The following is a 14,151-nucleotide window of genomic DNA, read 5'->3' on the forward strand; positions in this document are numbered from 1 at the left end:
AGTGACCGCTGTCAGTCTCGGTATGCCGGCCGTACCTCCGCCGCCGCTCGCACCCCGGCGGATCAGTCGCCAGATCATGGTCGGGTCCGTACCGGTCGGCGGCGGTGCCCCGGTCTCGGTGCAGTCGATGACCACCACCCTGACCTCCGACGTGAACGCCACGCTCCAGCAGATCGCCGAGCTGACCGCGTCCGGATGCCAGATCGTCCGGGTTGCCGTGCCCTCCCAGGACGACGTGGAGGCGCTCCCGGCGATCGCCAAGAAGTCGCAGATCCCGGTGATCGCCGACATCCACTTCCAGCCGAAGTACGTCTTCGCCGCGATCGACGCGGGCTGCGCGGCGGTCCGGGTCAACCCGGGCAACATCCGGCAGTTCGACGACAAGGTGGCCGAGATCGCCCGCGCCGCCGAGGCGGCCAGGGTACCGATCCGGATCGGTGTGAACGCCGGCTCCCTGGACAAGCGCCTGCTCGCCAAGTACGGCAAGGCGACCGCCGAGGCACTGGTCGAGTCGGCGCTCTGGGAGTGCTCGCTGTTCGAGGAGCACGGCTTCCGGGACATCAAGATCTCGGTCAAGCACAACGACCCGGTGGTCATGATCCGGGCGTACCGGCAGCTCGCCGAGCAGTGCGACTATCCGCTGCACCTCGGGGTGACCGAGGCCGGGCCGGCGTTCCAGGGCACCATCAAGTCGGCGGTCGCGTTCGGCGCGCTGCTGGCCGAGGGGATCGGCGACACGATCCGGGTCTCGCTCTCCGCGCCGCCGGTCGAGGAGATCAAGGTCGGCAACCAGATCCTGGAGTCGCTGGGCCTGCGCGAACGGGGTCTGGAGATTGTCTCCTGCCCGTCCTGCGGTCGGGCCCAGGTCGATGTCTACAAGTTGGCCGAGGAGGTCACCGCCGGTCTGGAAGGGCTGCCGGTGCCGCTGCGGGTCGCCGTCATGGGCTGCGTGGTCAACGGACCGGGCGAGGCGCGGGAGGCCGACCTCGGCGTCGCGTCGGGCAACGGCAAGGGCCAGATTTTCGTACGCGGTCAGGTGGTCAAGACGGTGCCCGAGGCGCAGATCGTCGAGACGCTGATCGAAGAGGCGTTGCGGTTGGCGGATGAGATGGGTGCTGAGTTGCCCGAGGAGCTTCGGGACATGATCACCGGGCCTACTGTCACGGTGCATTAGCTGGGGGGTTTTCGCGGCGGCGTCCCCACTCTGGGCCGTCAGGCTTGATCCCCGTCGTGGGGACGCCGCCGCGAAAACCTTTGTGTGTATGCGAAAGGGCATCCCCTCGGGTGGAGGATGCCCTTTCTGCTGTGAGGGTGTCTGGTGGTTCTCACTCGGATTCGGCGAGGATGGCGTAGAGCTTGCGGCGGGTTTCTTCGAGGACCTGGGCGGCGCGTTCGCGCTGGTCGTCGGTGCCGTTGATCATGACCTGGCGGAGGGCGTTCATCGCCTGGAAGCCGGCGTCGCGCATCTCCTGCCAGCTGTTGACGGTGTCGGGGGTGAACTCTTCCCAGGGCGGGGTCTGGGCGGCCTCGGTGGCTTCGGGTTGGCCGGCCTCGGTGAGGCTGAAGCGCTTGCGCCCGCCGCCGGCCTCGGCCGCCGCGGCGACGATCAGGCCCTCGTCCTCGAGCAGTTGCAGGGTGGGGTAGATCGAGCCGGGGCTCGGCCGCCACGCACCGCCGGTGCGGGAGTCGAGCTCCTGGATCATCTCGTAGCCGTGCATCGGCCGCTCGGTGAGCAGGGCCAGTACGGCGCCGCGCACGTTCGGCCGGCGTCCCCGGCCGCGACCCCGTCCCCGGCCGTGACCGGGATGTCCGTGGCCGCCGGGGGAGAAGGGCGGGAAGCCGAAGCCGCCGCGCATCCGGGACTCGTCGTGCATCGCCTGGAACCTTCGGTGGAAACTCATGTAACTCCTCCTGTGAGTATCGCTGATGTGTCGACGATATATCGCCAACGCATCGGCTGCAACCCCCTCGACGTGAGTCGGGCAATAATGGGGCGACAAACCGTACGGTCGTACGGTTGGGTGGGGTGATGCGACTTCTGCCGGAACGACTTCTGCCGGAACCCGGAGCGGCCCGGATCCTCGCCGTCTCCACCCTGGTCCAGACGGTCGGGCGGGGCATCTGGCTCACCGCGAGCGCGCTCTTCCTGACCCGATCGGTCGGCCTGACCGTGGCGGAGGTCGGTGTCGGCCTCACCGTGACCGCGCTGGTCAGCCTGGTGGCGAGCACCCCGATGGGCTACCTGGCCGACCGGTTCGGGCCGCGCGGCATCCAGTTCCTCGGCCTACTCGCCTCGGCCGGGCTCACCGCGGCCCTGATCGCGGTCCGGTCCTTCCCACAGTTCCTCCTGGTCGGGGTGGCCACCGCGCTCAGCGACGCCGCGTTCCGGGGCGCCCGGGGCGCCATGATCGCCGGTGCCGTCCCGCCCGACCAGCGCGTACGCACGCGTGCCTACCTGCGGGCCACCACCAACGTCGGCATCTCGGTCGGCACCGTCCTGGCCGGCGTCGGGCTCGCCGCCGACACCCGGACCGCGTACGTCACGCTGATCGCGGTCAACGCGGCCAGCCTCGCCGGGGCGGCACTGGTCCTGATCCCGATGGCACCGATCCCACCGGTGCGGGGGACCGGTAACGGGCCACGGCTGATCGCCCTGCGGGACCGCCCGTTCCTGGCCTTCACCGTGCTGGACGGGCTGATGTCGATGCACTTCGGTCTGCTCAACATCGCACTGCCGCTCTGGATCGCCCAGCACACCCACGCGCCGCGCTGGCTGATCTCGGTCCTGCTGCTGGTGAACACCACGGTCATCGTCCTGTTCCAGGTACGCGCCTCGCGCGGGACCGAGCAGTTGACCGGTGCCGCGCACGCCGCCCGCCGGGCCGGAGTCGCCATCGGTGTCGCCTGCCTGCTCTACGCGGCCAGCGGCGGGGTGCCGACCCCGGTGGCGGTCGGCCTGCTGGTGGCCGGCGCGCTGGTGCACGTGATCGGGGAACTCTGGCACTCCGCCGCCGGTTGGGGCATCTCGTTCGGGCTGGCTCCGGCCCACGCCCAGGGGCAGTACCAGGGCGCGTACGGGATGGGGATGCAACTGGGCGGCATGCTGGCCCCGGTCCTGGTGACCACGCTCGCGATCGGGTGGGGCGCGCCGGGTTGGTTGGTGCTGGCCGTACTCTTCGCGCTGCTCGGCGCGGCGCAACCCCCGGTCGTACGCTGGGCCGCCCAACACCGCCCCACCGGCGTCGGGATGCAGGAAGCGCCGCTGGTTGTCGCCTCCGGTGGCGGAAGGGTCCCCTCCTGAGGGGCGGGCACGGACGTCGCCCCGCCCGAGCGGTCACTCATCTGGCACGCTGGTGGGTGTGCTGATGGTTCCGGTACGGCAACTCGGCGAGGCCGAGCGGGGCGCGGTCGAACGGCTGCTCGACCTCGAACCGTACGCGGCTGCCCAGGTGGCCGAGCGGATCGCCGCGCACGGACTGTCCTGGTGGCGGGCGGACGGTCGGGTCTACGGCTACGGTTCCGGCCGGGAGATCGAGTCGCTCTGCTGGGTCGGGGGTCAGCTCACCCCCGTACGGGCGACCGCCTCCGCGATCAGCGCGTTCGGTGAACTGCTCGCCGCCGAGGACCGGTTCTGCTCGTCGATCGTCGGACGGGCCGACGAGGTGCTCGGCCTCTGGGAGCAGCTCTCGGCGCACTGGGGCCCGGCCCGTGACGTACGCCCGAACCAGCCGTTGCTGGCCACCGGGGCGCCGCCGCCGATCCCGGTCGACCCCGACGTGCGCCCGGTCCGCCCGGCCGAGGTCGACCTGCTCTTTCCGGCCGCGGTGGCGATGTACACCGAAGAGGTGGGCGTGTCACCACTGGCCGAGGACGGTGGGCGCAGCTACCGCCGCCGGGTCGCCGACCTGGTCCGGGCGCGCCGCGCGTACGCCCGGTTTGTCGACGGCCAGGTGGTCTTCAAGGCCGAACTCGCGGTCGTCACCCGGCGCACCGCGCAGATCCAGGGTGTCTGGGTGGCGCCGGGGTGGCGCGGCCGGGGGATCGCCGCCGCCGCGATGGCCGCGGTCGTGGCGGACGCGTTGACCCGGGTCGCGCCGACGGTGTCGCTCTACGTCAACGACTACAACGTGCCGGCCCGCCGGGTCTACGAGCGTTGTGGCTTCCAGCCGGTCGGTACGTTCGCCACCATCCTGTTCTGAGCCTTCCTTTCTGCCGGTCGACGGCTGTCGGGGTGGATCCTCGGCAGCGGGGGTGCGACCGATGCTGGCAAAGCAGCTCCAAAGACCGCTTAGTTCCGCCAAGCTGACAACCAGGGCAAATGTGAAACCCCTGCGGCGGTACTACGGCGATGGGGTCGGCTAGCCAGGAGGTAGACGTGTCAACGAGATTTCGCGCCGCCGTGCGCGTCACCAGCGCGCTGCTCGTGGCCGGGCTCGCGGTTGCCGGCTGTGGGGGAGACGACGACAACGGCGGCGGTAGCGGCACGACCTCCAGCAACGTGAAGGTCGCCGACGGGTTCAAGATCGGTCTGCTGCTGCCGGAATCCAAGACGACCCGGTACGAGACCTTCGACCGGCCGCTGATCCAGTCGCGGCTTGCCGAGCTGTGCCCCAAGTGCGAGGTCCTCTACCAGAACGCCGACCAGGACCCGGCCAAGCAGCAGTCGCAGGCCGAGGCGATGCTGACCCAGGGGATCAAGGTGATGATCCTCGACGCGGTCGACGCGAAGGCGGCCGGCGCGATCGTCAGCAACGCCCAGTCACAGAAGGTGCCGGTGGTCGCGTACGACCGGCTCGCCTCCGGCCCGGTCAGCTTCTACGTCTCGTACGACAACCGGCGGGTCGGGATGGTCCAGGGGCAGGCGCTGCTGGACCAGTTGAGCGCGAACGGGCAGAACCCGAAGCGCGGCGACATCGTGATGATCAACGGCTCGCCGACCGACCCGAACGCGGCCGACTTCAAGGCCGGCGCCCACTCCGTACTGGACGGGAAGGTCAACATCGGCAACGAGTTCGACACCCCGGACTGGTCCCCGGACCGGGCCCAGCAGGAGATGGACCAGGCGATCACGGCCATCGGGCGGGACCGGGTGATCGGTGTCTACGCCGCCAACGACGGCATGGCCGGTGGGGCGATCGCCTCGATGAAGGGCGCCGGATTCGGTACGCCGCTGCCCCCGGTCACCGGTCAGGACGCCGAACTCGCCGGGATCCAGCGGATCGTCTCCGGTGACCAGTTCATGACGGTCTTCAAGTCGATCAAACCCGAGGCGGACATCGCCGGGCAGATGGCGATCAACGCGGCGACCGGCCAGGACTTCACCGCGCAGTCGACCACCATGCGCAACAACGGGACCAAGGACGTCGCGTCGGTCCTGCTGGAGCCGGTCTCGGTGACCAAGACCAACATCAAGGACACGGTGATCAAGGACGGGTTCTACACGGTGGCGCAGATCTGTGCCGGTGCGTTCGCCGCACCGTGCGCCTCCGCCGGCATCTCCTGACCCGCCGCGGCAATTCCTGATCTTCCTCGGACAACACGTGATCTTCCTCAGGCGGATCGTGATCTGAAACGGGGTGAGGGCGGTGGCCGACACACCGGTGCTCGCGTTGTCGGGCATCTCCAAACGGTTCGGTGCGGTCGAGGCACTCGCCGACGTCTCGCTGGAGGTCTACCCCGGTGAGGTGGTCGCCCTGGTCGGCGACAACGGCGCCGGCAAGTCGACGCTGATCAAGGTGATCGCCGGGGTCAACCCCGCCGACGAGGGCGAGATCCGCTGGCAGGGACGGCCGGCGCAGATCACCAAACCGAGCGACGCCACCGCCCTGGGGATCGCCACCGTCTACCAGGACCTCGCCCTCTGCGACAACCTAGACGTGGTCGCCAACCTGTTCCTGGGCCGGGAACTGACCCGAAGCCTGGTGATCGACGAGATCGGGATGGAACGACGGGCACGGGAACTGCTGGTCAGCCTCTCGGTGAAGATCCCCTCCGTGCGGCTGCCGGCCGCCGGCCTCTCCGGCGGGCAGCGCCAGTCGGTCGCCATCGCCCGGTCGCTGCTCGGCGAACCGAAGCTGGTGCTGCTCGACGAGCCCACCGCCGCACTCGGCGTCGCGCAGACCGCCGAGGTGCTGGACCTGATCGAACGACTCCGGCAGCGGGGTCTCGGCGTCCTCCTGATCAGTCACAACCTGGCCGACGTCAAGGCGGTCGCCAACCGGGTAGCGGTGCTGCGCCTCGGCCGCAACGCCGGGGTGTTCGACCAGCAGCGGACCAGCCAGGAGGAGATCGTGCAGGCGATCACCGGGGCACTGGACAACGCCGTCACCCGACGCCGGGCCCGTTCCGCCGAGGGCGGTGGCGGTGGCCTGGCCGGTTCGCCCGCGACCGGCCCCGTCACGGGTCCGACCGCCGGCCCCGGCGGCCCGGCGGGAGGCCCGGTTGTCGGCGGCCCGCCCGGTGGCCCGGTCCCCGACCCACCCGCCGGTGGTCCGGCCGCCGGTGGTTCGGCTGCCGGCCCGGGTTCCGGCGGTGCGGCCGGTGGCCCGACGGCCGGCGGTGCCCACTCCCCGGACCCGGAGGAGCGGACGTGACACGGCGGGAGGTCTCGGCATGAGTACGGCGACCACGAGTCCGGAGCCGCCCGCCGGTGACGGTCTCCAACACCCGGCCGACCGGGGGACCACCGGCCCCCTGGACGCCCTGCGGCGGCGGTTGCGCGGCGGCGAACTGGGCGCCTGGCCGGTGGTGATCGGACTGATCGTCATCTGGGCGGTGTTCCAGTCGCTCAACGACGCCTTCCTCAGCCCGCAGAACCTGACCAACCTCGCCCTCCAGATCGCCGCCACCGGCACGATCAGTGTCGGCATCGTGCTGGTCCTGCTGCTCGGCGAGATCGACCTGTCGGTCGGCTCGGTGGCCGGTGTGGCCGCCGCCCTGCTGGCCGTACTGAGCGTGCGCAACGGTTGGGGCGACGTCGCCGCGATCATCGTCGCGGTCATTTTCGGCATCGCGATCGGCATCTTCCAGGGCAGCATCTTCGCCCGGCTCGGGGTGCCCGCGTTCATCGTCACCCTGTCCGGCAACATCGGCTGGCAGGGCCTGCAGCTCTACCTGCTCAGTCCGGAGGGGACGATCAACCTCCCGTACACCGGGGTGATCGGCGGGCTGACCCACACCAACCTGGACAGCGTCTCCGGCTGGGTGATCGGCGCGGCGGCAGTGGTCGTGTACGCCCTGACCGTGCTGGTGGACAGTCGGCGCCGGATCGCGGCCGGACTGCCGACCCGGGGCGTACTGCCCTCGCTGGTGCGGGTGGTCGGGCTGGCCGTACTGGTCTTCGCCGCGGTGGGCGTACTCAACGCCTGGCAGGGCGTACCGGTGGCGTTGTTGATCTTCGTGGGTCTGGTGGTCATCGTCGACCTGGTGCTGCGCCGGACCCGCTACGGCCGGAGCATCTTCGCGGTCGGTGGCAACGTCGAGGCCGCCCGCCGGGCCGGCATCAACGTCTCGCTGATCCGGATCTCCGTGTTCGCGCTCGCCTCCGCGTTCGCCGCCTTCGGCGGGGTGCTGACCGCGTCCCGCGGATTCGCCGCCGGCCAGTCCACCGGGGCCGCCGACACCCTCCTGATCGCCATCGCCGCCGCTGTCATCGGCGGGGTGAGCCTCTTCGGCGGCCGGGGGTCGACCTACGGCGCGCTGCTCGGCGCACTGGTGCTCGGGTCGATCACCTCGGGCATGTTCCTGCTCCAGCTCAACTCGTCGGTGCGGTTCATGATCACCGCAGGGGTGCTGCTGGCCGCCGTCATCCTCGACTCAGTGTCCCGACGCGGTCGCCGTACCACCGGCCGGGGCTGAATCCCCGGCGGTCGGTCACTCCCAGGCGCGCAGGTACTGGGCGGGCCGGTCGGGGGCGGCACCGAGCCGGGCCGCCGCCCGCTGCGGCCAGTACGGGTCACGCAGCAACTCCCGCCCGAGCAGGACCAGGTCGGCCTGCCCGCTCGCGACGATCTCCTCGGCCTGCTCCGGCTCGGTGATCAGCCCGACCGCGCCGGTGGGCACCCCGGCCTCGCGGCGGATCCTGGCCGCCAGCGGCACCTGGTAGCCGGGCCCGACCGGAACCGGTGCGGAGGGGAGCACCCCGCCCGAGGAGCAGTCGACCAGGTCCACCCCGGCGGTGGCCAACTCGGTGGCGAGCAGGACGCTGTCGGCCACCGACCAACCGTCGGGCACCCAGTCGGTGGCGGAGATCCGGGCCAGCACCGGGACGTCCGGGCCGACCGCCGCCCGTACCGCCCGGGCGACCGCAAGCGGCAGCCGCATCCGGTTGGTCAGGGTGCCGCCGTACTCGTCGGTGCGGTGGTTGGACAGCGGGGAGAGGAACTCGTGCAGCAGGTAGCCGTGGGCCGAGTGCAGCTCGATCGCCTCGAACCCGGCGGCCACGGCCCGGGCCGCGGCGGCCGCGAACGCGTCGACCACGGCGGCGACGCCGTCGGTGTCCAGCGCCGCCGGGATCCGGTACGCCGGAGCGAACGGTTCCGTACCGGGGCCGACCGGCGTCCACCCGCCCCCGGCGTCCGGCACCCCGCCCCGGTGTTTCGCCCAGGGCCGGTAGGTCGACGCCTTGAAACCGGCGTGCGCGAGTTGGACCCCGGGCACCGCACCCTGCCCGGCGATGAACGCGGTGATCGGCCGCCAGGCGTCGACGTGGGCGTCCGACCAGAGCCCGGTGTCCTGCGGGCTGATCCGCCCCTCGGGCAGGACCGCGGTCGCCTCGGTCAGCACCAGCCCGGCACCGCCGACCGCGCGGGCGCCGAGATGGATCCGGTGCCAGTCGGTGGGCAGACCGTCCGGACCGGCCGAGTACTGGCACATCGGTGCCATCGCCACCCGGTTGGGCAGGGTCACCGAACGCAGCCGCAACGGGGTGAACAGGGCGCTCGCCGAACCCGCCGGTGCGGCACCGGTCGCGACCTCGGGGGCGGTGGGACGGGCGGTCATCGGCGATCCTCTCGGGGGCGGAGGCGCCGGCACGGTGTTGCGGCGACCGCCGGTTCCCGTGGGGGCGGGACAGGCAGGTCAGGGCCGGCCCGGATGTCGGACGGCGGAGCCGGCCGGACGCTTGGGTGACATATCACCGCGTACGAAGCCCGCTGTCAATGCGCTGGCGATCGCCCAGAGCGCGATGACGAGCAGCAGGGTCCGTTCGACCGCCCCGATCAGCGGTCCCCGGCCGACGGTGAGCATGGCCAGGCCGATCGTCACCGACAGCGGCAGCGCCACCGTGGCGCCGACCAGGCCGAGCCGGCGCAGCACCCGGGCGTCAGTGGCCGACCAGGCGATCGCCAACATGGCGAAGACGACGCAGGCCACCGCGAGGATGCTGCCGCCGCCGTGGACCAGGTCGGTGGTGGTGGTCGGCTCGAACGGCGGGAGCGGGCAACCGGCGGTGCAGGGAACCGAGGCGGACAGCCCGGTGCCGGCGGCGCCGACGGCCAGCAGGGTGGACGCCGGACGCAGCGTCGGGGTCAGGGCCGCGGCGAGCAGGAGCAGGCCGACCGCCACCGCGAAGATCCCGACCTGGTACGCGGTCGCGTACCCGCTGGGGCCGACGCCGGCCTCGCTGACGTACCCGGTGATGGGGGAGGTCGGACCGGCGACCACGGCGAGGGTCACGACGACCACTCCGGTCAGCAGGCTGGCGGCGGCGCCGCGAGCGACCAGGGTCCGGCGCATGGGGACAAACTATCTTGCCCGCTCGGGGCACCGGCGCCGGTCGGGTGTGCCCGACGTACCTGGTCGCCGTCCCGGACCTGGTCGGGGCGGCCGGCGGGGCGGGACTTGATCTCGACTGGTTATGCTGCCCGGCGTGACAGCGGCATACCTCGTCTCCGGCGTCCGTACCCCGATCGGCCGGTACGCCGGCGCGCTGGCCGGCGTACGTCCGGACGACCTCGCGGCGCACGTGATCCGGGAACTCGTGGCCCGCCACCGGACGGTCGACTGGGCGGCCGTGGACGACGTGGTGTTCGGCTGCGCCAACCAGGCCGGCGAGGACAACCGGAACGTGGCCCGGATGGCGACCCTGCTGGCCGGGCTCCCCGAGGCAGTGCCGGGGACCACCGTGAACCGGTTGTGCGGCTCGGGGCTGGACGCGGTCGGGATCGCCGCCCGCGCCGTCATCGCCGGTGAGGCCGACCTGATGGTGGCCGGCGGGGTGGAGAGCATGAGCCGGGCACCGTTTGTCATGCCGAAGGCGACCACACCCTTCTCCCGCGCGGCGGAGATCTACGACACCACGCTCGGGTGGCGGTTCGTCAACCCGCTGATGGAACGCGGCTGGGGCACCGACGCCATGCCGGAGACGGCGGAGAACGTGGCCGCCGAGTACGGCGTCGACCGGGCCGCCCAGGACGCGTTCGCGTACCGTTCCCAGCAGCGGGCGGCACGCGCCCAGGCCAGCGGCCGGCTCGCCGAGGAGATCGCGCCGATCGAGGTTCCGGCCGGCCGCCGGGAGACCCGGTTGGTGGACCTCGACGAGCACCCGAGGGAGACCTCCCTGGAGCGGCTCGCGGCGCTGCCCACCCCGTTCCGCGACGGCGGCACCGTCACCGCCGGGAACTCCTCCGGGGTCAACGACGGCGCCGCCGCGGTGCTCGTCGCCAGCGCCGACGCGGTACGCCGCTACGACCTCACCCCACTGGCCCGGATCACCGGATCGGCCGCCGCCGGGGTGCCGCCGAGGGTGATGGGCATGGGCCCGGTCCCGGCGACCGGGCGGCTGCTCGACCGGCTCGGCATCGGCATCGGCGACGTCGACCTGGTCGAGTTGAACGAGGCGTTCGCCGCGCAGGCGGTCGCCGTACTGCGCGAGCTGGGACTGCCGGAGGACGCCGAGCACGTGAACCCGAACGGCGGCGCGATCGCCCTCGGGCACCCGCTCGGCGCCAGCGGTGCCCGGCTGGCGTTGACCGCGGCGCTGGAACTGGGCCACCGGGGGGCGCGGCGGGCGCTGTGCACCATGTGCATCGGGGTCGGTCAGGGCATCGCGCTGATGCTGGAGTCCGTCGACTAGGCCGACACTCCCGGTGCCGTCGAACGGGCCCCGATCGGCGGGATCGTGACGACCCTGCGGCGGAGCCACGGGGCGGCGGACCGCGCGTATGCTCGATGGCTCATCGATCCGGTCGACGACCGGTGGTACGAGCTGAGGCGGACGATGCAACGGCCTGACGAACATCGCCGGAAGGGCAACACCTCCACTGTGGACAGTGGACCGGCGGGCGGCGGTGCCGGGCGGCGGATCGCCCCGGTCGACCACGTCGGCGGCTAGCCGTGCCGGCCCCCGTACCACCGGCCGGCGGTGAGGAGTTCAGCCGGGCAGGTGTGCACCGGTACGCCCAACAGTGGGCCGGTGCCGTCGCCCGGCTCGGGTTCGTGCCGATGAGCGCGGTGGAGACCGAACGCCTGCTGACCGTGCACACCGTACGGCTCGCGCAGGCGTTGCTCGCCGAGCCGTTCAGCGCCGAACCCGCGGACGACGTCGGTCGGGCCCTGGTCGGGGCGCACCTGACCGCCCCGGCCGTGCTCGACTGGTCCGTACGCGCCCTCGGCAACGGGTTCGCCGCCGCGGTCCTCCCCGAACGGCTCGACTCCCCGGCCGTACGGCACCGGGTGACGCAGTTGCAGGGTGGCCTGGCCGCCGGCTTCGCCCGGGCGCTGCGCGAGCTGACGTTCAGCCAGCAGGAGCGGATCAGCCGTTCGGCCTGGCAGGCCCGGGACGAGACCGAGCAGGCACTGCGGGACAGCGAGGCACGGTTCCGGGCCGTCTTCACCGGGGCCGCGCTGGGCATCGGGATCGCCGACACCGGCGGCCGGATCGTGGACGTCAACCAGGCGTTCGCCGAGATGCTGGGCTACTCCGTCGGCGAACTGCGCGACACCGACGTGACCGCGCTCTGCCACCCCGAGGACGCCGAGCCGCTGGCCGAGCTCTACCGGGAGCTGGTCGAGGGCAAGCGGGAGACCGTCCGGGTGGAGAAGCGGTACTGCCGCAAGGACGGCGACGTCGTCCGGACCGACCTGGCGCTCTCCCTGATCCGGCACGACGACGGCCGGCCGAGGTTCATCGTGGCCATGGCGGAGGACATCACCGAACGGTACGAGTTGCAGCAGCGGTTGCGCTTCCAGGCACTGCACGACCCGCTGACCGGGCTGCCGAACCGTACCCTCTTCTTCGACCGGCTGGCGGCGGTCTTCGCCGACGGTGAACCCGCCGACCGGGTCGGCCTCTGCTTCCTCGACCTCGACGGCTTCAAGGCGATCAACGACAGCCTCGGGCACGACCTCGGTGACCGGTTGCTGGTGGTGGTCGCCCGGCGGCTCGCCGAATCCGTCTCCGGCCGTGGTCACCTGGTCGCCCGGATGGGCGGCGACGAGTTCGTCATCCTGGTCGACGGCAGCGGCGGCCCGCAGGAGGTGATCGACGTGGCGGAGGTGGCGCTGGCCACCGTCGCCCGTCCGGTGCATGTCGGCGACCAGCAGCTCGAGGTCTCGGCGAGCATCGGCCTGGTCGAGGGCCCACTCGCCGGAACCCGCCCGGCCGAGCTGATGAAGGCCGCGGACGCCACCCTCTACTGGGCCAAGGCGGACGGGCGCGGACGCTGGGCGGTCTACGACCCCGAGCGCGGCGCCCGGGACAACACCCGCGCCGGGCTCGCCGCGGTGCTGCCGGCCGCGCTGGAGCGGGGCGAGTTCACCGTGGACTACCAGCCGATCGTGGCACTCGCCGACGGATCGACCCGGGCGGTCGAGGCGCTGGTCCGGTGGCGGCACCCGGAGCTGGGACTGCTCGGCCCGGACCAGTTCATCGGGCTGGCCGAGGAGACCGGCCTGATCATCCGGCTCGGCCGCTGGGTACTGCACCAGGCGTGCGGGTACGGCAGCCGGTGGCGGCGGGAGTTCCCCGACTCCCGCCTCGTGGTCAGCGTCAACCTGGCCGTACGGCAGGTCAACGATCCGGGTGTGGTCGACATGGTGGCCGACGTCCTCGCCGAGACCGGCTTCCCAGCCGAACTGCTGCAACTGGAGATCACCGAGAGCGCGCTGATGGCCACCTCCGGGGAGCCCGTACGTTCGATGCGCCGACTCGCCGCGCTCGGCGTACGCCTGGCCATCGACGACTTCGGCACCGGTTACTCGAACCTGGCGTACCTGCGGCGGTTGCCGTTCCACACGCTGAAGCTCGCCGCACCGTTCGTCGAGGGGATCCGGACCGGCGATCCGCTCGCCCTGGTCGACGAGCGGATCGTCGACGCCCTGGTCCGGTTGGCGCACGCGCTGGGCCTGTCGGTGACCGCCGAGGCGGTGGAGACCGCCGGGCAGGCCGACCGGCTGCGGGCGCTGACCTGCGACACCGGGCAGGGCCTGTACTTCGGGGCGCCGGTCGCGGCGGACGAGATAACCGCTCGACTACGCGAATCCGCCTCCGGTAGGGCAGGCTGACCGGGTGGATCTGACGGACACCGATTCCCTGGTCACTGTCCTGGCTGGACTGGCCATCCTGGCCGGCATCATCGGCGTACTCATGCCCGTGCTGCCGGCACTGCCGCTGTGCTGGGGCGGCGTACTGATCTGGGCGATCTTCGCGGACGGCGGCTGGGGCCGGTGGGTGGTGCTCGGCGTCGCCACCGCGCTCACCGTGGTCGGGACCATCATCAAGTACGCCTGGCCGGGGCGGAACCTGAAGCGGACCGGGGTGCCGAACAGCACGTTGCTGGCCGGCGGCGTACTCGGGTTGGTGGGCTTCTTCGTCGTGCCGGTGGTGGGCCTGGTCCTCGGCTTCGTGCTCGGCGTCTGGCTGGCCGAGCGGCTCCGGCTGGGCGAGAACCGGCTGGCCTGGCCGTCGACCAAGGACGCACTCAAGGCGTTCGGCCTGGCCATGCTGGTCGAGCTGAGCGTTGCCCTCGCCATCGCGCTGACCTGGGTGGTCGGCCTGGCCGTGGTCTGACCGGCACTCCTGGTTCGTGTCGGTCCGAACCTGCTTCGGGCGCCGAGCCCGATTTGTCCGACGGCGTGGCCCAGTGGTGGGTGCGACGGCGCGGAACGGGCGTTGGCACGGCGGTTGCCGTACGGGTGAGAGAGGTGACCGCG

At 71.9% G+C, this 14,151-nt stretch carries 11 protein-coding genes and 1 pseudogene; 9 read left to right on the top strand and 3 right to left on the bottom strand.

The features are described 5' to 3' along the window. The first annotated feature begins 1 nt into the window (after nucleotide 1). The gene (ispG, locus tag ACWEFB_RS14240; RefSeq protein WP_326560366.1) at nucleotides 2-1,174 is read left to right on the top strand and encodes a flavodoxin-dependent (E)-4-hydroxy-3-methylbut-2-enyl-diphosphate synthase; all 1,173 of its coding nucleotides are present in this window, start codon (nucleotides 2-4) and stop codon (nucleotides 1,172-1,174) included. 151 nt (nucleotides 1,175-1,325) lie between these two features. On the opposite strand, the gene ACWEFB_RS14245 is transcribed toward ispG, so the two are convergent. Further along, nucleotides 1,326-1,901, bottom strand: a complete 576-nt coding sequence (locus tag ACWEFB_RS14245) for a PadR family transcriptional regulator (RefSeq protein ID WP_452285491.1) — start codon at nucleotides 1,899-1,901, stop codon at nucleotides 1,326-1,328. A 128-nt stretch (nucleotides 1,902-2,029) separates the two neighbouring features. On the opposite strand from ACWEFB_RS14245, the gene ACWEFB_RS14250 reads away from it, so the two are divergent. From ACWEFB_RS14250 to ACWEFB_RS14270, 5 genes and pseudogenes are all read left to right on the top strand, one after another. Then, the gene (locus ACWEFB_RS14250; protein ID WP_452285493.1) at nucleotides 2,030-3,301 is read left to right on the top strand and encodes an MFS transporter; all 1,272 of its coding nucleotides are present in this window, start codon (nucleotides 2,030-2,032) and stop codon (nucleotides 3,299-3,301) included. 58 nt (nucleotides 3,302-3,359) lie between these two features. Then, nucleotides 3,360-4,199, top strand: a complete 840-nt coding sequence (locus ACWEFB_RS14255) for a GNAT family N-acetyltransferase (protein ID WP_452285495.1) — start codon at nucleotides 3,360-3,362, stop codon at nucleotides 4,197-4,199. A gap of 176 nt (nucleotides 4,200-4,375) precedes the next feature. Continuing rightward, nucleotides 4,376-5,503: a sugar ABC transporter substrate-binding protein gene (locus tag ACWEFB_RS14260; RefSeq protein ID WP_452285497.1), complete on the top strand. Its 1,128-nt coding sequence runs from the start codon at nucleotides 4,376-4,378 to the stop codon at nucleotides 5,501-5,503. A gap of 82 nt (nucleotides 5,504-5,585) precedes the next feature. After that, nucleotides 5,586-6,395 (top strand): annotated as a pseudogene (locus ACWEFB_RS14265) (ATP-binding cassette domain-containing protein); the annotation flags it as partial. Between the two features lie 217 nt (nucleotides 6,396-6,612). Then, a complete protein-coding gene (locus tag ACWEFB_RS14270; RefSeq protein WP_326560360.1) occupies nucleotides 6,613-7,857 on the top strand; it encodes a sugar ABC transporter permease in 1,245 nt (414 codons plus the stop codon). A 15-nt stretch (nucleotides 7,858-7,872) separates the two neighbouring features. Here the strand turns inward: ACWEFB_RS14270 and ACWEFB_RS14275 are convergent, their stop codons facing one another. After that, nucleotides 7,873-9,000 (bottom strand): NADH:flavin oxidoreductase/NADH oxidase, encoded by a 1,128-nt coding sequence (locus ACWEFB_RS14275; protein ID WP_452285499.1) that lies wholly within the window; start codon nucleotides 8,998-9,000, stop codon nucleotides 7,873-7,875. A 78-nt stretch (nucleotides 9,001-9,078) separates the two neighbouring features. Next, the gene (locus ACWEFB_RS14280) at nucleotides 9,079-9,735 is read right to left on the bottom strand and encodes a DUF998 domain-containing protein (RefSeq protein ID WP_452285501.1); all 657 of its coding nucleotides are present in this window, start codon (nucleotides 9,733-9,735) and stop codon (nucleotides 9,079-9,081) included. A gap of 133 nt (nucleotides 9,736-9,868) precedes the next feature. Here ACWEFB_RS14280 and pcaF point away from each other — a divergent pair, with 133 nt between their 5' ends. From pcaF to ACWEFB_RS14295, 3 genes are all read left to right on the top strand, one after another. After that, nucleotides 9,869-11,074, top strand: a complete 1,206-nt coding sequence (gene pcaF, locus ACWEFB_RS14285) for a 3-oxoadipyl-CoA thiolase (RefSeq protein ID WP_452285503.1) — start codon at nucleotides 9,869-9,871, stop codon at nucleotides 11,072-11,074. A 260-nt stretch (nucleotides 11,075-11,334) separates the two neighbouring features. Further along, the gene (locus ACWEFB_RS14290; protein WP_452285505.1) at nucleotides 11,335-13,503 is read left to right on the top strand and encodes a putative bifunctional diguanylate cyclase/phosphodiesterase; all 2,169 of its coding nucleotides are present in this window, start codon (nucleotides 11,335-11,337) and stop codon (nucleotides 13,501-13,503) included. 4 nt (nucleotides 13,504-13,507) lie between these two features. Then, nucleotides 13,508-14,008: a DUF456 domain-containing protein gene (locus ACWEFB_RS14295; RefSeq protein WP_452285507.1), complete on the top strand. Its 501-nt coding sequence runs from the start codon at nucleotides 13,508-13,510 to the stop codon at nucleotides 14,006-14,008. Nucleotides 14,009-14,151: the final 143 nt, after the last annotated feature.

The organism is Micromonospora sp. NPDC004704, from assembly GCF_053601675.1.